This is a genomic window from Roseicella frigidaeris (genome assembly GCF_003258945.1).
Lineage (GTDB): Bacteria > Pseudomonadota > Alphaproteobacteria > Acetobacterales > Acetobacteraceae > Paracraurococcus > Paracraurococcus frigidaeris.
In genome coordinates this window covers 249,504-269,630 of the sequence record NZ_QLIX01000003.1, presented here as the reverse complement: position 1 = coordinate 269,630, position 20,127 = coordinate 249,504, and the positions used below count along the sequence as shown (strand labels likewise).

Annotated in this window: 15 protein-coding genes; 8 read left to right on the top strand and 7 right to left on the bottom strand. The window is 74.2% G+C overall.

What is annotated here, in order from left to right:
* Window positions 1-118: 118 nt before the first annotated feature.
* Complete coding sequence (locus DOO78_RS06630; protein ID WP_111468945.1) at window positions 119-1,684, top strand: DegQ family serine endoprotease; 1,566 nt, start codon at window positions 119-121, stop codon at window positions 1,682-1,684.
* Window positions 1,685-1,963: 279 nt separating this feature from the next.
* Window positions 1,964-6,484: a PAS domain S-box protein gene (locus tag DOO78_RS06625; RefSeq protein ID WP_111468944.1), complete on the top strand. Its 4,521-nt coding sequence runs from the start codon at window positions 1,964-1,966 to the stop codon at window positions 6,482-6,484.
* A gap of 276 nt (window positions 6,485-6,760) precedes the next feature.
* On the opposite strand, the gene serB is transcribed toward DOO78_RS06625, so the two are convergent.
* Complete coding sequence (gene serB, locus DOO78_RS06620; protein ID WP_111468943.1) at window positions 6,761-7,654, bottom strand: phosphoserine phosphatase SerB; 894 nt, start codon at window positions 7,652-7,654, stop codon at window positions 6,761-6,763.
* 83 nt (window positions 7,655-7,737) lie between these two features.
* On the opposite strand from serB, the gene miaA reads away from it, so the two are divergent.
* The 5 genes from miaA (at window position 7,738) to puuE (ending at window position 13,341) form a co-directional block, all read left to right on the top strand.
* Complete coding sequence (gene miaA, locus DOO78_RS06615; protein ID WP_111469081.1) at window positions 7,738-8,712, top strand: tRNA (adenosine(37)-N6)-dimethylallyltransferase MiaA; 975 nt, start codon at window positions 7,738-7,740, stop codon at window positions 8,710-8,712.
* A gap of 85 nt (window positions 8,713-8,797) precedes the next feature.
* Window positions 8,798-10,591, top strand: a complete 1,794-nt coding sequence (locus tag DOO78_RS06610; protein ID WP_111468942.1) for an acetolactate synthase 3 large subunit — start codon at window positions 8,798-8,800, stop codon at window positions 10,589-10,591.
* Window positions 10,592-10,668: 77 nt separating this feature from the next.
* Window positions 10,669-11,193, top strand: a complete 525-nt coding sequence (ilvN, locus tag DOO78_RS06605) for an acetolactate synthase small subunit (RefSeq protein ID WP_111468941.1) — start codon at window positions 10,669-10,671, stop codon at window positions 11,191-11,193.
* A 32-nt stretch (window positions 11,194-11,225) separates the two neighbouring features.
* The gene (gene ilvC, locus DOO78_RS06600; RefSeq protein WP_111468940.1) at window positions 11,226-12,242 is read left to right on the top strand and encodes a ketol-acid reductoisomerase; all 1,017 of its coding nucleotides are present in this window, start codon (window positions 11,226-11,228) and stop codon (window positions 12,240-12,242) included.
* Between the two features lie 166 nt (window positions 12,243-12,408).
* Window positions 12,409-13,341 (top strand): allantoinase PuuE, encoded by a 933-nt coding sequence (gene puuE / locus DOO78_RS06595; protein ID WP_111468939.1) that lies wholly within the window; start codon window positions 12,409-12,411, stop codon window positions 13,339-13,341.
* Between the two features lie 36 nt (window positions 13,342-13,377).
* Here the strand turns inward: puuE and phnX are convergent, their stop codons facing one another.
* The 6 genes from phnX to DOO78_RS06565 form a co-directional block, all read right to left on the bottom strand.
* Entirely contained in the window at window positions 13,378-14,205 is an 828-nt protein-coding gene (gene phnX / locus DOO78_RS06590) for a phosphonoacetaldehyde hydrolase (RefSeq protein WP_111468938.1), read from the bottom strand.
* Window positions 14,202-15,317: a TIGR03364 family FAD-dependent oxidoreductase gene (locus DOO78_RS06585; RefSeq protein ID WP_111468937.1), complete on the bottom strand. Its 1,116-nt coding sequence runs from the start codon at window positions 15,315-15,317 to the stop codon at window positions 14,202-14,204. Before DOO78_RS06585 ends, phnX begins: the two co-directional genes overlap by 4 nt.
* A gap of 173 nt (window positions 15,318-15,490) precedes the next feature.
* On the bottom strand, window positions 15,491-16,588 hold the full coding sequence (locus DOO78_RS06580; RefSeq protein ID WP_111468936.1) for an LLM class flavin-dependent oxidoreductase: 1,098 nt from the start codon (window positions 16,586-16,588) through the stop codon (window positions 15,491-15,493).
* Between the two features lie 62 nt (window positions 16,589-16,650).
* Window positions 16,651-17,367, bottom strand: a complete 717-nt coding sequence (locus tag DOO78_RS06575) for a pyridoxine 5'-phosphate synthase (protein WP_111468935.1) — start codon at window positions 17,365-17,367, stop codon at window positions 16,651-16,653.
* Between the two features lie 29 nt (window positions 17,368-17,396).
* On the bottom strand, window positions 17,397-18,380 hold the full coding sequence (gene pdxA / locus DOO78_RS06570; RefSeq protein ID WP_111468934.1) for a 4-hydroxythreonine-4-phosphate dehydrogenase PdxA: 984 nt from the start codon (window positions 18,378-18,380) through the stop codon (window positions 17,397-17,399).
* Between the two features lie 59 nt (window positions 18,381-18,439).
* Window positions 18,440-19,087, bottom strand: coding sequence for a hypothetical protein (locus DOO78_RS06565; RefSeq protein WP_111468933.1), 648 nt, complete (start codon window positions 19,085-19,087; stop codon window positions 18,440-18,442).
* A 221-nt stretch (window positions 19,088-19,308) separates the two neighbouring features.
* Between DOO78_RS06565 and DOO78_RS06560 the strand changes: the two genes are divergently transcribed.
* Window positions 19,309-20,040: an urease accessory protein UreH domain-containing protein gene (locus tag DOO78_RS06560; RefSeq protein WP_111468932.1), complete on the top strand. Its 732-nt coding sequence runs from the start codon at window positions 19,309-19,311 to the stop codon at window positions 20,038-20,040.
* The last annotated feature ends 87 nt before the right edge of the window (window positions 20,041-20,127 follow it).

Genomic DNA, 20,127 nt, shown 5'->3' with positions numbered 1-20,127 from the left:
CGCCCCGCCGCGGGGCCGCCGGCCGCCCTGGCATGATGGCCGGCACCACCCAGATGCCCTAGCGTTGAAGCGGGATGCGGCCCGGCCGCCTCCCGCATTCGCAATCGAGGACCTCCCGATGCGCTCATCCCCCGTCGCCCTGGCCGGCTCCTTGGCCGTCCTTCTTGCTGGCCTGCCCCTGGCCGCGGGTGCCCAGCAGGCGCTTCCCGCCCCCGCCCCGCAGGGCGGCGCCGCGCCGCTGAATGCGCCGCAGGCGGTGCCGATGCGCGATGCCCCCTCCTCCTTCGCGCCGCTGGCCCGCCAGCTCCTGCCGGCGGTGGTCAACATCTCCACCACCCAGAGCGTGCAGGCGCGCGCCAACCGGCCGGATGCGCCCGACATGCCGCAGGCCCCGCCCGGCAGCCCGTTCGAGGAGTTCTTCCGCGACTTCTTCAACCGCAACCGCCCGGGCGGCCCCCAGGGCGGGCCGGAGCAGCCGCAGCGTCCGCGCCGGGCGCAGTCGCTCGGCTCCGGCTTCATCGTCGATGCCAGCGGCATCGTGGTGACGAACAACCACGTCATCGACGGCGCCGACGAGATCAACGTCATCCTGCAGGACAACACCAGCATCCGTGCCGAGCTGCTGGGCACCGATCCGCGCACCGACATCGCGGTGCTGCGCATCAAGACCGACAAGCCGCTGCACGCCGTGCAGTTCGGCGACAGCGACGGCATCTCGGTCGGCGACTGGGTGCTGGCGATCGGCAACCCCTTCGGCCTCGGCGGCACCGTCACCGCCGGCATCGTCTCGGCCCGTGGCCGCGACATCCGCCAGGGCCTCTACGACGATTTCATCCAGACCGACGCCGCCATCAACCGCGGCAATTCCGGCGGGCCGCTCTTCAACCTCGATGGCAAGGTGGTCGGCATCAACACCGCCATCTACTCGCCGACGGGCGGCTCCATCGGCATCGGCTTCTCCATCCCCTCCAACCTCGCCCGCAACATCGTCGCCCAGCTCCAGGATGGCGGGAAGGTGCGGCGCGGCTGGCTCGGCGTGAACATCCAGCAGGTCACCGACGAGATCGCCGAGAGCCTCGGCCTCGGCGGCGGCGGCCGCGGCGCGCTGGTGGCGCGGGCGCAGGAGGATGGGCCGGCGGCCAAGGCGGGCCTCCGGAACGGCGACGTGGTGCTGAAGTTCAACGGCCAGGAGGTGCGCGAGATGCGCAACCTGCCGCGCATCGTCGCCGACACGCCGGTCGGCAGGGCGGTGCCGGTGGTGGTCTGGCGCGACGGCAAGGAGCAGACGCTGCAGGTCACGGTCGGCGAGCTGCCCGCCGAGGCGCAGCAGGCGGCCGCGACGCCGCCCAAGGCGGACAAGCCCACCGAGCTCTCCGGGCTCGGCCTGCAGGTGGCGCCGATCTCGCCCGAGACGCGCGACCGCTTCTCCCTGAGGCCGGACCAGAAGGGCGTGGTGATCACCGATGTCGCCGCCGACAGCCCGGCCGCCGAGCGCGAGCTGCGGCCCGGCGATGTCATCGTCGAGGTGCAGCAGGAGCGGGTGGGCACGCCGCAGGAGGTGCAGCAGCGGCTGGAGCAGCTGCGCCGGCAGAACCGGCCGACGGCGCTGCTGCTGATCGAGACCGCGCAGGGCCAGCGCTTCGTGCCGCTGCGCCTGCGTGGCGAGCGCGGCAGCCCCGGCTAGAGCCGATCCCGTTCGAGCGGAAAGGCTTGAACGGGTGGGGCTTCCCCGATCCGGGGGCGCCGGGCGGGGTGAGGCGTCGCCCGGCGCCCAGCCCTCCCGTTCGCCAGCCCCCAATGGGCTGCGGCCGAACGGACGGCGTGCTCACTTAAACTTGAAATTCTACTACTAGGAGAATAGACCGTAGTCGACGCCGGCGACGCGGAAGCGTGCCGGTTCCGGCGTGCGGCGCGCGACTCCGATGCGTGCGGGGATCATCGTCCTTGGCCACACCGAGGGGGCATGCCGGACTCGCTGCTCGACCACCATGACCTGCATCCCGGACCCGGCGGCGGCGCGGCCGCTTGGTCCCCCGCCGGCCAGCTTCCCCGCCCCGGCCTGCGGCGCCGGCTCCTGCATCTGCTCCTGCCGCCCGGCCTCGCCGCCGCCCTCGCCATCACCGTCGCCGCCTGGACCGCCGCCGAGGCCGGGCTGCGGGCCTTCGAAGCCGAACTGCAGCAGGGCGCGCATGATCTGGCCCTTGCGCTCGGCGCCGAGATCGATGCCCGGATCGCCGCCCTCGATGCCTTCGCTGCCGCCTTCGGGGAGGGCCTGGACCAGGCCGAGCCCGCGGCCGCCCGGGCCGTGCGGACCAGCCGCGCCAGCGGGATGCGCCTCATGGTCGGGGGCGCCGCCCGACGCCCGGCGCCGCCGGAGGCGGGACCGGGCAGCGCCGCCGCCGCGATCCTGCGCGCCGCGGTCGCCGAGAACCGGCCCGTCCTCTCCAATCTGATCCCCGCCCTCTCGGCCGCGCGTCCCGGCCTCCTGCTCGCGGTGCCGGTGCCGCGGGCGGATGGCACGCCGCCGGGGCTTGCCATCGGCGGCGTGCTGGAGCTCGAGCGGTTCGAAGCCCTGCTCCGGGCCGCGCCGCTGGGCCCCGGCCTCGCCGCCGGCCTGGCCGATGCCGCCGGCACCCTGCTCCTCCGCACCGATTCCGGGCTGCGCGGGCCCGTGCCGACCCAATCGGAGGCGTCGTGGCGGCGCGGCGTCGCGGGGCGCCTCGTGCTGCGGCGCGGCGCCGACGGCCGGGAGCGGATCGCCGCCCTGGCCGAGGTGCCGGCGGCTCCCGGCTGGACGGCGGTGGTCGAGGCGCCGGCCGCGGCCCATCGGGCGGCCGGGTGGCGGCCGGCGGGCGGGCTCGCCGCCGGTCTCGGGCTGGCGCTGCTGGCCGCCGGCCTGGCGAGCTGGGCGCTGGCCCGGGGGCTGCTCCTGCCGATGCGGCGGCTGAGCGCCATGGCCGACGACCTGCTGTCGATGGCGCGGCTGGGGGGCATGGCCGAGGCCCGCAGCGCCCCGCGGGCGGCCCTGCCGCCGGTCGCCGAGCTCGCGGCGTTGCAGCGGGGCCTGGCCGCGGCGGGCGCGGCCTTCGACCGGCAGGCCGAGGCCGAGCGTCGCGGCTTTGCCCGGCAGGCCGAGGCGGCGGCGATGCTCGCGGCGGCCGAGCGCCTCACCGGCGCCGGCGGCTGGACGCTGGAGCTTGCCGGGACCGACGATCTCGACGCTGCCCGGCTGCGCTGGACGGAGCAGACGCAGCGGGTCCTGGGCCTGGCGCCGGTCCATGCCTCGGTCCCGGTGGCGCTGTTCCTCGCCGCGGTGCCGAGCGCCGAGCGGCCGCGCCTCCGCGCGGCCCTGCACCAGGCGCTGCGGGATGGCGCGCCCTGCCGGCTGGAGCATCGGATCCGCCGGCCGGATGGCAGCCTGCGCCTGATCGAGCAATGCGGCGTGCCGGAGCGCGACGCGGCCGGCCGGGTCTGGCGCATCGTCGGGAGCTGCCTCGACGTCACCGAGCGCCGCATGCACGAGGCGGTGCGGGCGGAGAATGCGGCGCGGCTGCAGGACCTGCTCTCCACCCTCGACCTCGCGGCCTTCATGGCGCGCGAGGTCGAGGGCGCCATCCGCTTCTGGTCCAAGGAATGCGAGCGCCTCTATGGTTGGACCGCGGCCGAGGCGCTGGGCCAGCCGGCGCATGCGCTGCTCGGCACCGAGTTCCCGGTGCCGCAGGCGGAGATCGCGGCGGCCCTCGAGGACAAGGGCAGCTGGCAGGGCGAGCTGCGCCAGCGGCGCCGCGATGGCCGCGCCGTGGTGGTCTTCGTCCACAAGGCGCTGCGGCGGGACGCCGCCGGGCGGCCGCTGGCGGTGGTCGAGAGCCTCGCCGACGTCACCGCGCTGCAAGCGGCACGGCAGGCCCTCGCCGAGAGCGAGGTGCGGCTGCGCCTGGCGCTCGAGGGCGTCGGGCTGGGCCTGTGGGAGGAGGAGCTCGGGCAGAACCGCCTGCGGCTCGACCCCCAGGCCGCGGCGGTGGCGGGCGGGATGCTGCCGGCCCGGGTCTGGCTCGCCTATGACGGGCCGGAATTCGCCGCCTGGGACAGGGCGGTGCATCCCGAGGACCAGGCGCGCCGCGACGCCTGGCGCAGCGCCATCGCCGGCGGCGGCGCCGGCCTGCTGGCGGCCGATATCCGCATCCGCGCCGGCGAGGCCTGGCGGTGGGTGTCCTTCCGCAGCACGGTCGTGGAGCGGGGGGCGGATGGCCGCGCCCTGCGCGTGCTGACGCTCGCCCGCGACGTCACCGAGCCGATGGAGGCCGCCGAGGCGCAGCGCGAGAGCGAGGCGCGGCTGCGGTCGGTGGTGGAGTCCGCGCTGGACGCCATCGTCGTGGCCTCGATCGAGGGCGATATCGTCTCGGTCAACCGGGCCGCGGTCCGCATGTTCGGCCATTCCGGGGCGGAGGCGATGGTCGGGCGCGATCTCGGCATGCTCATGCCGGAGGCGGAGGCGAGGCAGCATGGCGCGCGCCTCGCCCGCCGCGCCGCCGCGCCGACCATGCGGCCGATGACGCCCGGGCGCACGCTGATGGCGCGGCGGGCCGATGGCAGCGAATTCCCGATCGAGGCCTCGGTCTGCAGCTTCGAGGTCGGCGGGCGCCGCTTCGTCACCGGCATCCTGCGCGACGTGACCGACCGGGTGGCCTCTGAGCGGGCGCTGGCGGCGAGCGAGGCCCGGCTGCGCACCATCGTCGAGACCGTGCCGGTCGGCCTGGTGATGACCGAGCTGCCCTCCGGCCGGATCATCGGCGGCAACCGCTATGCCGGGCAGCTGCTGCGCCTGCCCGAGCTGCGCGACGCCGCGGACTGGGTCGCCTTCCATGCCGATGGCAGCCCGCTGCAGGAGCATGAATACCCGCTCGCCCGGCTGCTGCACGCGGGCGAGGAGAATCCCTCGATCGAGGCGCAGTGCCAGCGCGGCGACGGCAGCCGGGCCTGGATGCGCATCATGGCCCGGCCGGTCCGCAACGAGGCGGGCGAGCTGGTCGGCGGCGTCACCGCCTTCGTCGATGTCGACAGCGAGCGGCAGACGCGCGAGGCGCTGGCCGCGAGCGAGGCGCGCTACCGCACCCTCTTCGCCCGCATGGAGGAGGGCTTCGCGCTCTGGGAGGCGGTGCGCGACGCGACGGGCGCCATCACCGATTTCCGGCTGCTGGAGCGCAACGAGGCGGTGCAGCGGGTGACCGGGCGCATGCCGCCGGGGTCGGTCGGGCGCGGCATGCGCGCGCTCTTCCCGGAGATGACGGCGCAGTGGTTCGACGTGCATGTCCGCACCGCCGAGACGGGCGAGCCGGCGGCGGTGGAGGGACGGGTCTCGCTCGGCCGGCGCTGGCTGAGCACCCGCCTCTACCGGCCGGAGCCGGACCGGCTGGCGATGCTGGTGCGCGACGTGACCGAGCGGGTCGCGGCCGAGGCGGCGGTGCGCGGCAGCGAGGCGATGCTGCGCCACGTGCTCGACAACCTCTTCGCCTATGTGGCGGTGCTGGCGCCCGACGGCACCGTGCTGGACACCAACCGCGCGCCGCTCGAGGCCGCCGGCCTCGCGCGCGAGGCGGTGCTCGGCCAGCCCTTCTGGGACACCCCCTGGTGGGCCTTCGACCCGGCCGTCGCCGCCCGGATGCGGGAGGCCTGCGCCGGCGCGCTGTCGGGCGCCGCGACGCGCTTCGACACCGAGGCGCGGATGGCCGGCGAGGGGCGCGTGGTGCTCGATGTCCAGATCGCGCCGCTGCGCGATGCCGAGGGGCGCGTCACCCATCTGATCGCCTCGGCCGTCGACATCACCGAGCGCAAGCGCTCGGAGGAGGCCAAGCTGCTGCTGGCGCGCGAGGTCGATCACCGCGCCAAGAACGCGCTCGCCGTCGTGCAATCCGTGCTCACCCTGACCCGCACCGAGGAGCCGGCGGCCTTCAAGGCGGCGGTGAAGGGCCGCATCGCCGCCATGGCGCTGGCCCATACGCTGCTGGCGCGCGAGCGTTGGAACGGCGCCGACCTGCGGGAGCTGCTGGCCGAGGAGCTCGCCGCCTATCGCGGCGCCGGCAGCGAGGCGGCGGTGCTGCTCGACGGGCCGCTGGTCGGCCTCGCCCCCGATGCCGCGCAGCCGGTCGCCATGGCGATCCACGAGCTGGCGACCAATGCCGCGAAATACGGGGCGCTCTCCACCCCGGAGGGGCGGGTCTGCATCCATTGGCAGCGGGAGCCCATTGCCGGCGGCCTGACGCTGGTCTGGCAGGAGAGCGGCGGCCCGCCCGTCACGGCGCCGCCGGCCCGTCGCGGCTTCGGCAGCAGCCTGATCCAGGGCACGGTGGTGCGCCAGCTCCAGGGCAGCCTCGAGATGCACTGGGAGGCGCCGGGGCTGCGCTGCGTGCTCTCCCTGCCGGCCCGGCAGGTGTTGTGGCGGACCGCGGCGGCGCGGCCGGGCGAGCCTGATAGTAACGGCCGTTGATGGTGGCACATCAACGGTCCCTAGGGCACGTCCCCTGAACACCGGTTCAGGAGACGTGCCCTAGGCTATTGTTTTCAGAGCATCTTCACCCGATCAGGTGAGTCCACCTGATCGGGATCTGCTCTAGACGCCGGGCGCAACCCTCCGGCTTGCTTGGCGACGCCACATTGGTGGCGGCGCCCGTTCGGGCGCCCGGCCCCGCGGGCCGCAGGCCAGCACGTCGTGCGCCGGGCATGAGCCGCGGAGGGCGCGGGGCCGGGGCTGGGTGCCGCGCGGTCAGTCCTCGCGGATCTCCGCCGCCCGGTAGCCCTGCACGAAGAGCAGGGCGCGGAGATCGGCATGGTCCACCCGGGCGCGCGCCGCGGCGGCCACCACCGGCTTGGCGCGGAAGGCGATGCCGAGCCCGGCCGCCTGGATCATGGCGAGGTCGTTGGCGCCGTCGCCGACGGTCAGCGCCGCCTCCAGCGGCAGAGACAGCTCGGCGGCCAGCCGCTTCAGCGTGGCGAGCTTGGCGTCGCGGTCGAGGATCGGCTCCCCCACCTTGCCGGTCAGCCGGCCATCGGCGATCTCCAGCGTGTTGGAGTAATGCGCATGGAAGCCGACCAGCGCCGCCACCCGGCCGGTGAAGAAGGTGAAGCCGCCCGAGACCAGGGTGCAATGGGCGCCGTTGGCCCGCATCGTCGCCACCAGCGCGCGCGCCCCGGGGGTCAGCGCCGTCGCCTCCCAGGTCCGGTCCAGCGCCGAGACCGGCAGGCCCCGCAGCATGCCGACGCGGGCGATCAGCGCCTGGCGGAAATCCAGTTCGCCGTTCATCGAGCGCCGGGTGATGGCGGCGATCTCCTCCTTCAGCCCGGCATAGGCGGCGATCTCGTCCAGCGTCTCGCTGGTGACGATGGTGCTGTCCATGTCGGCCAGCAGCAGCCGCTTGCGGCGGCCCTCGGCCGGCACGGCGATGGCGTCCACCGGCGCCTCCCCGAGCGCCGCGCGGGCGGCGGCGACGGCCTGCTCGGCGGCGAGGCCGTCGAAGGGCAGGTCGACCGCCTCCTCCGGCGCCAGCCAGTCGGCCGCGCCGGTGCTGGCGCCGAGCGCCTGCAGGGCGTCGCGGAGGCGCGGCAGCAGCGCCGCGTCGAGGCCGCCCGGGGGTGCGACGAGGGTGAGGATCTGGGGCATGCGGCGGCCTGTGGCTCATGGGGGGTGGCGACCGCCGTCGGGGCGGCTGCCGCGGCGCCCCGCTCTATCGCAAGGCCCGGCGCATGACGCAAATGCCGCGCGCCCTGATCGTCGCCGGCCCGACCGCGAGCGGCAAGTCGGCCCTCGCGCTTGGCCTCGCCGAGCGGCTGGGCGGCGTGGTGATCAATGCCGATTCCATGCAGCTCTACCGCGAGCTGCGGGTGCTGACGGCGCGGCCGACGCCGGCCGAGGAGGCGCTTGTGCCGCACCGGCTCTACGGCGTGCGGCCGGCGGCCGAGGCTGCGAGCGTCGCCTGGTGGCGGGGGGCGGCGCTGGCCGAGATGGCGGCGGCGCGGGCGGCGGGGCGCCTGCCGATCCTCTGCGGCGGCACCGGCCTCTATGTCCTCTCGCTCACCGAGGGGCTGTCGGCCATCCCGCCGGTGCCCGCCCTGGCGCGGGCGGAGGCGCGGGACCTGCTGGCGCGGCTCGGCGCCCCGGCGCTGCATGCCCGCCTCGCCGAGCTCGATCCGGAGACGGCGGCCGGGCTCCGCCCCGGCGACAGCCAGCGCATCGCCCGGGCCTACGAGGTCTGGCGCGGCACCGGGCGCGGGCTGCGCGCCTGGCAGCGCGAGGGCGGGCATAGCGGCAAGGCGCCCTGGCGCTTCGCCGCCCTGCTGCTCGACCCGCCGCGGGAGGCGCTGCGGGCGGCGATCGCGGCGCGCTTCGATGCCATGCTCGCCGCCGGCGCGCTCGAGGAGGTGCGGGCGCTCGGCGCGCAGGGCCTCGACCCGGCGCTGCCGGCGATGCGGGCGCATGGGGTGCCGGAGCTGCTGGCCGTCCTCGCCGGGCGGCTGCCGCTCGCCGAGGCACGAAAGCGGGCGATCCTGAACACGGTGCGCTATACCAAGCGGCAGGGGACCTGGTTCCGCCATCACCAGCTCGCCGACCCGGCCGACCCGCCGCTGACGCATAGCATCCATGCGCGGATCCACGATCCAGCGCAATTTCAGGAAAGTGACGCGCCCCAAATCTTCGCGTTTCTTCAGGGGATGCGTTGACGCAGCGCAGCGGGCAGCGTAGGGAACCGGCCCTCGCCAGGGTCGGGCACAGCCCGGATGGCGATGCATTGCCAAGGAAGACCCCATGTCGACCACCCTTCAGACCCAGACCGAGGCCCGCACCATGAATGGTGCGGAGATCGTCCTGCAGGCGCTGAAGGAGAACGGCGTAGAGGTTATCTTCGGCTATCCCGGCGGCGCCGTCCTGCCGCTCTACGACGCGATCTTCCAGCAGAACGCCATCCGCCACATCCTGGTGCGGCACGAGCAGGCGGCGGTGCATGCCGCCGAGGGCTATGCCCGCTCCACCGGCAAGGTGGGCTGCGTGCTGGTCACCTCCGGCCCCGGCGCGACCAATGCGGTGACCGGGCTGGTGGACGCGCTGCTGGATTCCGTGCCGGTGGTCTGCCTGACCGGGCAGGTGCCGACGCACCTGATCGGCAACGACGCCTTCCAGGAGGCGGACACCACCGGCATCACCCGGCCGGCGACCAAGCACAACTACCTGGTCAAGGACATCACCAAGCTCGCCGCCACGGTGCACGAGGCCTTCTACGTGGCCAGGACCGGGCGGCCCGGCCCGGTGGTGATCGACCTGCCGAAGGACATCCTGATCGGCAAGGGCACCTATCACGAGGCGCCGCAGGCGCCGCACCGCAGCTACCGGCCGCAGACCGAGCCGGAGGCCGGGGCGATCCGCGCGGCGGTGGCGCTGCTGAAGGCGGCGAAGCGGCCGATCCTCTATGCCGGTGGCGGCGTCATCAATGCCGGGCCGGAGGCCTCCCGCCTGCTGACCGAGTTCGTGCGCATGACCGGCATGCCCTGCACGAACACGCTGATGGGCCTCGGCGCCTATCCGGCGAGCGACCCGCAATTCCTCGGCATGCTGGGGATGCACGGGACCTACGAGGCGAACCTCGCCATGCATGGCTGCGACGTCATGCTGAACATCGGCGCCCGCTTCGACGACCGGGTGACGGGGCGGCTGAACGCCTTCTCGCCGGATTCGAAGAAGATCCACGCCGATATCGATCCCTCCTCCATCAACAAGAACGTGCCGGTGGACGTCGCCATCGTCGGCGATGCGGGGCGCGTGCTGCGGGCGCTGATCGAGGCCTGGCAGGAGGACGGGGCGGCGCAGGACAAGACGGCGCTCGCCGAGTGGTGGCGGCAGATCGACGCCTGGCGCAGCAAGCAGTGCCTGCACTACGTGCAGCAGGGCAGCATCATCAAGCCGCAGCACGCGGTGCGGCGCCTCTATGAGATGACGCGCGAGCTGGGCCGCGACACCTACATCACCACGGAAGTGGGCCAGCACCAGATGTGGGCGGCGCAGTATTTCGGCTTCGAGAAGCCGAACCGCTGGATGACCTCGGGCGGGCTCGGCACCATGGGCTATGGCCTGCCCTCGGCGATGGGCGTGCAGATCGCGCATCCGGATGCCCTCGTCATCGACATCGCCGGCGAGGCCAGCATCCTGATGAACATCCAGGAGATGGGGACGCTGGCGCAGTACCGGCTGCCGGTGAAGATCTTCATCCTGAACAACGAGTATATGGGCATGGTGCGGCAGTGGCAGGAGCTGCTGCACGGCTCCCGCTACTCGGAGAGCTACTCGGCGGCGCTGCCCGACTTCGTGAAGCTGGCCGAGAGCTTCCACGCGCATGGCATCCGGGTGACGCGGGCCGAGGATCTCGATGCCGGCATCCGCGAGATGCTGGCGCATCCGGGGCCAGTCATCGCCGACATCGCGGTGGCCAAGGACGAGAATTGCTTCCCGATGATCCCCTCGGGCGCGGCGCATAACGAGATGATCCTCGGCGCCGGGCAGAGCGGCGGCGTCGCCGGCGTGACGGATGAGGGCAAGGTCCTGGTCTGAGGCCGGGACGAGCGTCCACTCCTCCGCGGGGCGGCCATGGCGCGCCCCGCGCCCATCCTCTTGCGCGTGATGCCCCGATGCCCGATCCCAGCGACACCTCCTTCCGCAACGCCACCATCGCCGTGCTCGTCGAGAACGAGGCCGGCATCCTGGCGCGCGTCGTCGGCCTGTTCTCCGGCCGCGGCTACAACATCGAGAGCCTGACCGTGGCCCCGGTCGACGAGGGCCGCCGGCTGTCGCGCATCACCATCGTCACCTCCGGCACCGACATGGTGATCGAGCAGATCAAGGCGCAGCTCGACCGGCTGGTGCCGGTGCACAAGGTGGCCGACCTGACGCTCGAGGGGCCGCATCTCGCGCGCGAGATGATGCTGATCAAGGTGGTGGGGAAGGGCGAGCACCGCTCGGAGGCGCTGCGCCTCGCCGATGCCTTCCGCGCCCGCGTCGTGGACGCGACCACCGAGAGCCTGGTCTTCGAGATGACGGGCGCGGGCGACAAGCTCGACGCCTTCATCGCGCTGATGCGGCCGATCGGGCTGAAGGAGATTTCCCGCACCGGCGTGGTGGGCATCGCCCGCGGCGCCGGCGGCCTGTTGGCCTGACAAGACCCCAGAGAGAGAGGAGAGGCGCAGTCATGCGCGTGTACTACGACCGCGATGCGGATGTGAACCTGATCAAGGCGAAGAAGGTCGCCATCATCGGCTTCGGCAGCCAGGGGCACGCGCATGCGATGAACCTGCGCGATTCCGGCGTGAAGGACGTGGCCATCGGCCTCCGCCAGGGCGGCTCCTGGAAGAAGGCCGAGGCGGCCGGCTTCAAGGTGATGACGCCGGCCGAGGCGGCGAAATGGGCCGATGTCGTCATGGTGCTGACGCCGGACGAGCTGCAGGGCGACCTCTACCGCGAGCAGCTCCATGGCAACATGAAGGAGGGCGCCGCGCTGGCCTTCGCGCATGGGCTGAACGTCCACTTCAACCTGCTCGACCCGCGCCCCGACCTCGATGTCTTCATGATCGCGCCGAAGGGCCCGGGCCACACCGTGCGCAGCGAGTACCAGCGCGGCGGCGGCGTGCCCTGCCTGGTCGCGGTGGCGCAGAACCCCTCGGGCAACGCGCTCGAGATCGCGCTCTCCTATGCCAGCGCCATCGGCGGCGGCCGCGCCGGCGTCATCGAGACGACCTTCAAGGAGGAGTGCGAGACCGACCTCTTCGGCGAGCAGACCGTGCTCTGCGGCGGGTTGGTCGAGCTCATCAAGGCCGGCTTCGAGACGCTGGTCGAGGCCGGCTACGCCCCGGAGATGGCCTATTTCGAGTGCCTGCACGAGGTGAAGCTGATCGTCGACCTCATCTATGAGGGCGGCATCGCCAACATGAACTACTCGATCTCCAACACCGCCGAGTACGGCGAGTACGTGACGGGGCCGAAGATCGTCACCGCCGAGACCAAGAAGGCGATGAAGGAGGCGCTGGAGACCATCCAGTCCGGCAAGTTCGCCCGCGACTGGATGCTCGAGAACCGGGTGAACCAGGCGAGCTTCAAGGCGACCCGCCGCCGCCTCGCCGAGCACCCGATCGAGGAGGTGGGCGAGAAGCTCCGGGCGATGATGCCCTGGATCAAGCAGAACGCCCTGGTCGACAAGGCGAAGAACTGAGCCGGCCGGAGCAGGTCGCGGACGGGCGTGAACGCCCGCCCGCGAGCCTCTGCTCCACGCACAGCCGGCCAGGGCGGATGGCGCTCGGGCCCGGGCGCACTCCGCCCTGGCCGGCGCGGCCTGCCGCTGGCTTGACCGCGGCGGGCCGGGGGCGACAGGCTGCGGCATGTCCGCCTCCATCCTCGCCGCCGACACCGAACATCCCCGCGACTTCCTCGGCTACGGCCCCAACCCGCCCGACCCGCAATGGCCGGGCGGGGCGCGCCTCGCCCTCTCCTTCGTGCTGAACTACGAGGAGGGCGGCGAGAACACCGTCCTGAACGGCGACTCTCACAGCGAGATCTACCTGCACGAGGTGCCGGGCGGCACGCCGCGGGCCGAGCGCGACCTCTCGACCGAGACGCAATTCGATTACGGCGCCCGGGCCGGGGTCTGGCGCATCCTCCGCCTCTTCGCCGAGCGCAGCCTGCCGCTGACGATCTACGGCGTCGGCCGGGCGCTGGAGCTCAACCCGACCGCGGCGCGCGCCTTCGCCGCGCAAGGGCACGAGGTCGCCTCGCATGGCTGGCGCTGGATCGACTACCGCGGCGTGCCGGAGGCGGTGGAGCGGGCCGAGATCGCCCGCTGCCACGACACCATCGCCCGGCTCTGCGGCCAGCCGCCGGTCGGCTGGTACACCGGCCGCATCAGCCTGCGCACCCGCCGCCTGGTCGCCGAGCATGGCGGCTTCCTCTACGACAGCGACAGCTATGCCGATGACCTGCCCTATTACGTGCGGGCGGCGGGCAAGCCGCTGCTGGTCATCCCCTACACCCTCGACAACAACGACATGAAATTCGCGGTGCCGCCCGGCTTCACCGCGAATGACGGCTTCATCCGGCACCTGACCGATGCCTTCGACTTCCTGCGCCGGGAGGGCGCGCGGACGCCGAAGATGATGTCGGTCGGGCTGCATTGCCGCATCACCGGCCGCCCGGCCCGCGCCGCGGCGCTGGAGCGTTTCCTGGACCACGTGGCGCGCCACCCCGATGTCTGGGTTTGCCGCCGCGCCGATATCGCGCGCCACTGGCTGCGGGTGCATCCGCCGTCCGGCGGCTGACCGCCGGCGGCGGCGCCCGACCCGCGAGCCGCGCACTCAGCCGGGCGCTTCGCCCGCCGCCTGCCGCGCCTCGATCGCCTCGATGGCCCGCGGCAGCTCGGCGGCGCTGTCGATGACCAGATGCGCCCCGGCCGCCTGCAACTCCGCCGTGGCGCGCGCCCGCAGCGCCGCCCGCTCTGGCTCCGGCAGGGCGGCCAGCGCCTCGGCGGTGAGGCCGGCGATATTGCCCGTCAGCGCCACGCCCACCGTCCAGCAGCCGGCGGCGCGGCCCTCGCCGATGCCGGGCGGGGTGTCGTCCACCTTCACCACCGCGGCGGCGGGCCAGACGCCCATCCGCGCCATGGCCTGCCACATCTGCAAGGGCGCCGGCCGGCCGGCGGCGAGGTCGCCGGCGCAGACCATCACCTCCGGCGCGAAGCCCTGCGCGGCGGCGAGCGGCGCCAGCGCCTCCATGATCGGCCGGGTGTAGCCGGTGGTGGAGCCGATGCGGATGCCGCGCCCGGCGAGCGCGGCCAGCGCCGGCGCCACGCCCGGGATCAGCGCCGCATGGTCGCGCACCGCGGCGATGTTCATCGGCTCGAACACCGTGAAGATCGCCTGCACGTCCGCCTCGCTGAAGTCGCGGCCATGCCGGGCGCGCCAGGCGGCGTTCACCGCGCGGCCGACGGCGCGGATATGGTCGGCCTTGGCCATGCCCATCGGCCCGCGCGCCTCGGCGATGGAGACCGCGACGCCGAATTCGGCGAAGGCGCGGACGAAGGCGCCCATCGGCGCCAGGCTGCCATGGTCGAGCACCGTGCCGGCCCAGTCCAGCACCACCGCCTTGACCGGGCCCCGATAGGGGCGGCGCCACTCGTCGTTCATGCCATGGACTCCCAGGCGGCGAAGACATCCTCGGCCAGGCCGAAGGCGGTGCTGGCCCCGGTGCCGCTGGTGACGGAGACGAGCATGACGCCCGGCATCGGGCTCTCGAAGAAGGCGGTGTCGGGGCCGGAGGGGTAGAGGCCGATCCAGCGCTCCACCACCTCCGGCCGGGGGAGGTCGAGCACCGCCGAAAGCTCGCCGAGGATGAGGTCGTCCACGGCGCGCGGCTGGAAGGGGTCGTGGCTGTCGGCATAGTGGTGGCTGTCGCCGACCACCAGCGAGCCATCCGCGCCCTGCACCGCGATCAGGTGGATGCCATGGCCGAGCTCGGCGCCCTGCTCGGCGCGCAGCCGCGCCGCGAGGCGGGGCAGGGAGGGGCAGTCGCGGTAGCCGAGATAGCGGACCAGGCCGAGATCGCTCATCACCGGCGCCGGCAGGGCGAAGCCCGGCGCCGCGACGCGCAGCATGTGCAGCTTGCAGAGCGTCACGCCGCGGCGGGCGAAGATCTCCGGGCAGAGGCTGCGGAGGTCGGGGCCGGGGCAGAGGATGATGCGATCGGCGGCGACCGGCCCGGCCGTGGTCAGCAACCGGCCGGGCTCGACCCCCGTCGCCGCGGTGCGGCGCCGGAAGGCGACGCCCTCGGCCTCCAGCCAGGCGGCGAGGCGCGGGATCGCCTCGCGGCTCTCGACCCGCAGCTCATGCGGGCTCCATAGCGCGCCGGCGAGGCCAGGGCGCAGCGCCCCGCCCGCGGCCGCCTCGGCGGCGTCCAGCATCCGGCAGCCCGCGCCCATCGGGCCGGCGGCGAATTCCTCGAGGCAGGCCAGCGCCTCCTCCCGGCGGGCGGCGAAGAGCAGGCCGCGTTGCAGGATCGGGATGCCGGCCCGCGGCGCCAGCTCGGCCCAGACCTCGCGGCTGCGGCAGGCGCGGCGCCAGCAATCCCCCGCCTCCTGGCCGGTGACGGTGACGAAGCCGAAATTGCGGATGGAGGCGCCGACCGCCGCCGCCTCGCGCTCGATGACGATGGTGCGCAGGCCGGCGCGATGCGCGGCCAGCGCATGCGCAAGGCCGAGGATCCCGGCGCCGAGGATGGCGCAGTCGTAGCGCGCGTCCATGCAAGCCCCCGCTGCTCGCCGGCAGCGCTACGCCGCGCCGGCCGGGGCGGCAAGCGGATGACCGGCGAATGCCATCCAATCGTCACGGATCATGCCGGCGGCCGGCCGAGCGCCCGAAGAGGCGGCGCCGGCGATCGAGGGCAGCGATGGGCCACCATCGATGCACGCCGAGATCAGGCGGCGCGCATCCGCCCGGCATTGCGCGCCAGCAGGATCGGCTTCACCCAGCGCCCGAAGCGGGTCGCCTCCTCGTCGTGCAGATAGCCGGAGAGGCAGAAGCTGTGGCAGCCGATATCGATGAAGCGTTGCAGCGCCGCGGCGCATTGCGCCGGGTCGCCGACCACGGCGACGCCCGCCCCCTGCCGCGCCTGGGCGAGGCCGGCCCAGAGATGCGGCGCGATCAGCCCCGGCCGCTCATGGGCCGCGCTCTCCCGCAGCAGCGCCTGCACCCGCTGGTTGGCGACGGAGTTCGCCACATTGGCGCGGATGGCGGCGCTGCGGCCGGCATCGACGCCGCGCACCAGCTCCTCGGCCGCCGCCCAGGCCTCGGCCTCCGTCTCGCGGCAGATGATCTGCAGCCGCATGCCGAAGCCGAGCGCCGCCTCCCGCCCGGCCTCGCGCGCCAGGGCGCGGATCTCGGCCATCTGCGCCGCGATCGCCTCCGGCCGGTCGCCCCAGAAGAGATGCACATCGGCATGCGCGGCCGAGATCTCCCAGGCCTGGCGGGAGCCGCCGCCGAGATAGAAGCGCGGATGCGGCCGCTGGAGGGGCGGCGGCTGCACCCGGGCGCCGCGGAGGCTGTGGAAGCGCCCCTCCCAGTCGAGCGGGCCGCTCGCGGTCCAGAGCGCCTTCAGGATGGCGACCTCCTCCGCCATCAGGGCGTAGCGCTCCTCCTTGCCGTGGCGGATGCCGTCGGCGGCGTTCTCCGCCTCGGACTGGCCGGCGATGAGGTTCACCGCGATGCGGCCGCCGGTGAGCTGGTCGAAGGTGGTGACCATCTTCGCCAGCAGCACCGGGTTGACGTAGCCCGGCCGCGCCGCGACCAGCATGCGGATGGCGGAGGAGCGGCCGGCCAGGAAGGCGGTGGTGATCCAGGCCTCCCAGCAGGGGCCGGCGACCGGCACCAGCATGTATTCGAAGCCGGCCGCCTCGGCGGCGGCGACCACGCGATCGAACATCGGCGTGCCGGGCGGCACCACGGCCGGGCCCTCGCCATAGCAGGTGGTGTCGCCGTTGCTCGGCAGGTACCAGCCGAATTCGAGCGGGCGCATGCATCCTCCCTCGGGCCTGTCGGGCGGCATCATGCCCGGTGCCGCGGTGGTCCCGGCAGCCGCTACCGCTCCGCCGCGATCAGCGCCTTGAAGCGCCGCACCACCGCCGGCAGCCCTTCGAACACGCTCTGGCCGATCAGGAAATGCCCGATGCTGACCTCGGAGACCTGCGGCATGCGGGCGATGGCGCCCACCGTCTCATAGGTGAGGCCATGCCCGGCATGGCAGAGCAGCCCGGCCGCGGCCGCCGCCGCCGCGCCCGCTTGCAGCCGCGCGAGCAACGGCCCCCGCGCCGCCTCGGGCGCATCGGCATAGGCGCCGGTGTGCAGCTCGATCGCCTGCGCGCCGAGCCGCGCCGCCGCCTCGATCTGCCGCGGATCGGGCTCGATGAAGATCGAGACCTCGATCCCGGCGCCGGCCAGCCGCCGCACCGCCTCGGCCAGACCCGGCCCGGCGCCGAGCACATCCAGCCCGCCCTCGGTGGTCAGCTCCTGCCGCTTCTCCGGCACCAGGCAGCAGGCGGGCGGGCGCAGCCGGGTGGCGATGCCGACCATCTCCCCGGTCGCCGCCATCTCGAGGTTCAGCCGGGTCTCGACCTCGGCGGCGACGCGCTCGAGGTCGCGGTCGCGGATATGCCGCCGGTCCTCGCGCAGATGCATGGTGATGCCGTCGGCGCCGGCCTCCATCGCGGTCCGCGCCGCCGCGACCGGGCAGGGGAAGTCGCCGCCGCGGGCATTCCGCAGCGTGGCGACGTGGTCGATGTTGACGGAAAGGCGCATCGGCTGGCGTCCCGGATATGGCGGCGGGTTCAGGTGGCGGCGGCGCGGCGGTTGGCGGCGATCGCGGCGGCGAGGCGGATGGCGGCGATCAGGCTGCCCGGATCGGCGCGGCCACTGCCGGCGATGTCGAGGGCGGTGCCATGGTCCGGGCTGGTGCGGACGATGGACAGGCCGAGCGTGACATTCACCCCGCCCGCCATGTCGAGCGTCTTGATCGGGATCAGCGCCTGGTCGTGATAGAGGCCGAGCGCCACGTCGTAGCCGGGCCGCGCCTTGGCGGTGAACATGGTGTCGGGCGGGACGGGGCCGCGCGCGTCGATGCCCTCGGCGCGCAGCGCGGCGACCGCCGGGGCGACGATGTCGCGGTCCTCGGTGCCGAGCGTGCCCTCCTCGCCGGCATGCGGGTTGAGCCCGGCGATGGCCAGCCGCGGCGCGGCGATGCCGAAATCCTGTCGCAGCCCGGCCGCCGTCAGCCGCGCCGTCTCGATGATGAGCGCGGGCGTGAGGCGGGCGATCGCCTGGCGCAGCGGCTCATGGATCGTCACCGGCACGACGCGCAGCTCCGGGCAGGCGAGCAGCATCACCGGCGGCCTGCCGGTGCCGGCGATCTCGGCGAGGTATTCGGTATGGCCGGGATGCGCGAAGCCGGCGGCGTAGAGGGCGGCTTTTTGGATCGGGTTGGTGACGATGCCGCCCGCCCGCCCGGCCCTGGCCAGCGCCACCGCCTCGTCGATGGCGGCGATGACGGCGGGCGCGTTGGCGGGATCGATCCGGCCGGGCACCGCCGGCTGGGGCAGGGGCCGGTGCAGGACGGGCAGCGCCGCCTGGAAGGCGGCCAGGGCCTGTTCGGGCGCCTGGATGCGGTGGATCGGCGCGCCCCGCAGCCGCGTCGCGTCGTCGATGAGGAAGAAGGCCGGCCCGCTCTCGCGCAGGGCCTGCCAGGCGGCGACGGCGATCTCGCCGCCGATGCCGGCGGGCTCGCCCATGGTGACTGCGAGGGGAGGCTGGCGCATCCCCGGGATGTAGGCCCGTCGGCGCCGGAGGCCAACGGCGCCGCGTCGCCGAGCGGCCGTCAGTCCGCCGCGAAGCAGTAGAGCAGCCCGGCGCCGCCGGTCGCCTTCAGCGCCTCCATGGTGCAGCCGCGCGAGGGGTGCGAGGAATTCCAGGACTTCATCGGCGGCGAGTCGTTCAGCCCGATCCGGTCGCTATGGCCGAGCATGGCCGAGCCGGCATCGCCGCTGGTCCAGTTGCCGCAGGTGCGGTCCTCGCCGGCGGCGAAGGCGGTGCCGTCGGGCTGCGAGCCGGTGAGGATGTCGTGCATGTTGGGCGTGTCGCCGCGGCCGTTCACCACCGCGCCGCGCTCGGTCAGCGCGGTCTGCTTGGTGAGCTTCGGCGCGCCGTCGTGCAGTTCCTGCAGGCTGTCGGCCACCACCTCGCCGCGGGCATTGCGCCAGGGGCCGCGGCCGATGCGGTCGCGGGCATTCTCCGCGCCGGCGCCCTGGGTGCTGAGATAGGCGCGCCAGCTGCGGTTGCCGGCGCCGGCGGCCTGGGCGAGGGCCTGGCAATGCGCATCGGCGCCGGCCAGCCCGCCCAGGTCGCCGCCCTTGCCGGGATTGGCGCTGGTGATGAAGAAGCCCATGCTGGGGGCCGGCTGCGCCAGGGCCGGGGCGGCCAGCGCGACGAGGGCGAGCGCCGCGCCGGCGAGGGTCAGGCGGGTCATGCGGTTCCTCCGGTGGGGTTTCTTGGCCGCCGAGTCTACAGCGGATCCGGCGCCGGGCGGGATGGCGAAGTGCCGGGCCCTGGTCCTGCTGGGGATTTGCGCCGCCGCAATGCGCCGGGGCCGGGACCGGGGTAAAGACCCGCCTCCACGCACCCGCCGGGCGGCCTCGCGGGCCCCCGCCCGAGGGAGGCCCGGCGGTCGCCGGCCCACCGAGGAGTTCCATGCTCGCCGATTGCCTGCATGACCTGGCCGCGCTCGGGCCCGGCGGCGTGCCGGCGCTGGTCGGCACGCTGTTCCTGGCCGGGCTGGCGGGCGGGCTGACCCATTGCGCGACCATGTGCGCCCCCTTCGTGCTGGCGCAGGCGGCGACCGGCCTCGGCGCCGGGGGCGGCCGGCTGCAACGGCTGGCCGGGGCGGCGCTGCTGCCCTACCAGGCGGGGCGGATGCTCGGCTACGGCGCGCTCGGCGCGCTGGCCGGCGGCGCGGCCGGGCTGGTGACGCTGGCGAGCGGGCTGCGCTGGCTGCTCGCCCTGCTGCTGCTGCTGGCGGCGCTGCTGATGCTGGCCCAGGCCCTGCCGCGCCTCGGCATCGCGCTGCCGCGCCGCGGCGGCGGCGGGCCGGGTTTGCCGCCGGCGCTGCAACGCCAGGTCGGGCGGCTGCTGGCGGCGCCGCAGGGCTGGCGCGGGGTGCTGCTCGGCCTGTTGCTCTCGGCGCTGCCCTGCGGGTTGCTCTATGGCGCGCTGGCGGCGGCGGCGGCGGCGGGCAGCGCCCTGGGCGGCGCCCTGGCGATGCTCGGCTTCGTGCTCGGCACCGTGCCGGCGCTGGCGGGCGTGGCGCTGCTCGGGCGCTTCTTCGGCCGGCGCTGGGGCGCTGGGATGCGGCGCGCGGGCGGCGTGCTCTTCGCGCTGAACGGCCTGGTGCTGCTGGCGATGGCGTTGCGCCTCGTCGCCTGAAGGGGCCCGCAGGCCAGCCGGCGCCGTCCCAGCCATCGCCTGGCATGGGACGGCGTCTCATGGTTAAACTATTTTTAACCTGATGTC

Excerpts from the sequence above, each read along its gene's own strand:
- DOO78_RS06610 (WP_111468942.1), top strand. The coding sequence starts at position 8,798 with ATGTCGACCACCCTTCAGACCCAGACCGAGGCCCGCACCATGAATGGT.
- miaA (WP_111469081.1), top strand. The coding sequence starts at position 7,738 with ATGACGCAAATGCCGCGCGCCCTGATCGTCGCCGGCCCGACCGCGAGC.
- DOO78_RS06560 (WP_111468932.1), top strand. The coding sequence starts at position 19,309 with ATGCTCGCCGATTGCCTGCATGACCTGGCCGCGCTCGGGCCCGGCGGC.
- DOO78_RS06630 (WP_111468945.1), top strand. The coding sequence starts at position 119 with ATGCGCTCATCCCCCGTCGCCCTGGCCGGCTCCTTGGCCGTCCTTCTT.
- ilvN (WP_111468941.1), top strand. The coding sequence starts at position 10,669 with ATGCCCGATCCCAGCGACACCTCCTTCCGCAACGCCACCATCGCCGTG.
- serB (WP_111468943.1), bottom strand. The coding sequence starts at position 7,654 with ATGCCCCAGATCCTCACCCTCGTCGCACCCCCGGGCGGCCTCGACGCG.
- DOO78_RS06565 (WP_111468933.1), bottom strand. The coding sequence starts at position 19,087 with ATGACCCGCCTGACCCTCGCCGGCGCGGCGCTCGCCCTCGTCGCGCTG.
- phnX (WP_111468938.1), bottom strand. The coding sequence starts at position 14,205 with ATGAACGACGAGTGGCGCCGCCCCTATCGGGGCCCGGTCAAGGCGGTG.
- DOO78_RS06625 (WP_111468944.1), top strand. The coding sequence starts at position 1,964 with ATGCCGGACTCGCTGCTCGACCACCATGACCTGCATCCCGGACCCGGC.
- DOO78_RS06585 (WP_111468937.1), bottom strand. The coding sequence starts at position 15,317 with ATGGACGCGCGCTACGACTGCGCCATCCTCGGCGCCGGGATCCTCGGC.
- ilvC (WP_111468940.1), top strand. The coding sequence starts at position 11,226 with ATGCGCGTGTACTACGACCGCGATGCGGATGTGAACCTGATCAAGGCG.
- DOO78_RS06575 (WP_111468935.1), bottom strand. The coding sequence starts at position 17,367 with ATGCGCCTTTCCGTCAACATCGACCACGTCGCCACGCTGCGGAATGCC.
- puuE (WP_111468939.1), top strand. The coding sequence starts at position 12,409 with ATGTCCGCCTCCATCCTCGCCGCCGACACCGAACATCCCCGCGACTTC.
- DOO78_RS06580 (WP_111468936.1), bottom strand. The coding sequence starts at position 16,588 with ATGCGCCCGCTCGAATTCGGCTGGTACCTGCCGAGCAACGGCGACACC.
- pdxA (WP_111468934.1), bottom strand. The coding sequence starts at position 18,380 with ATGCGCCAGCCTCCCCTCGCAGTCACCATGGGCGAGCCCGCCGGCATC.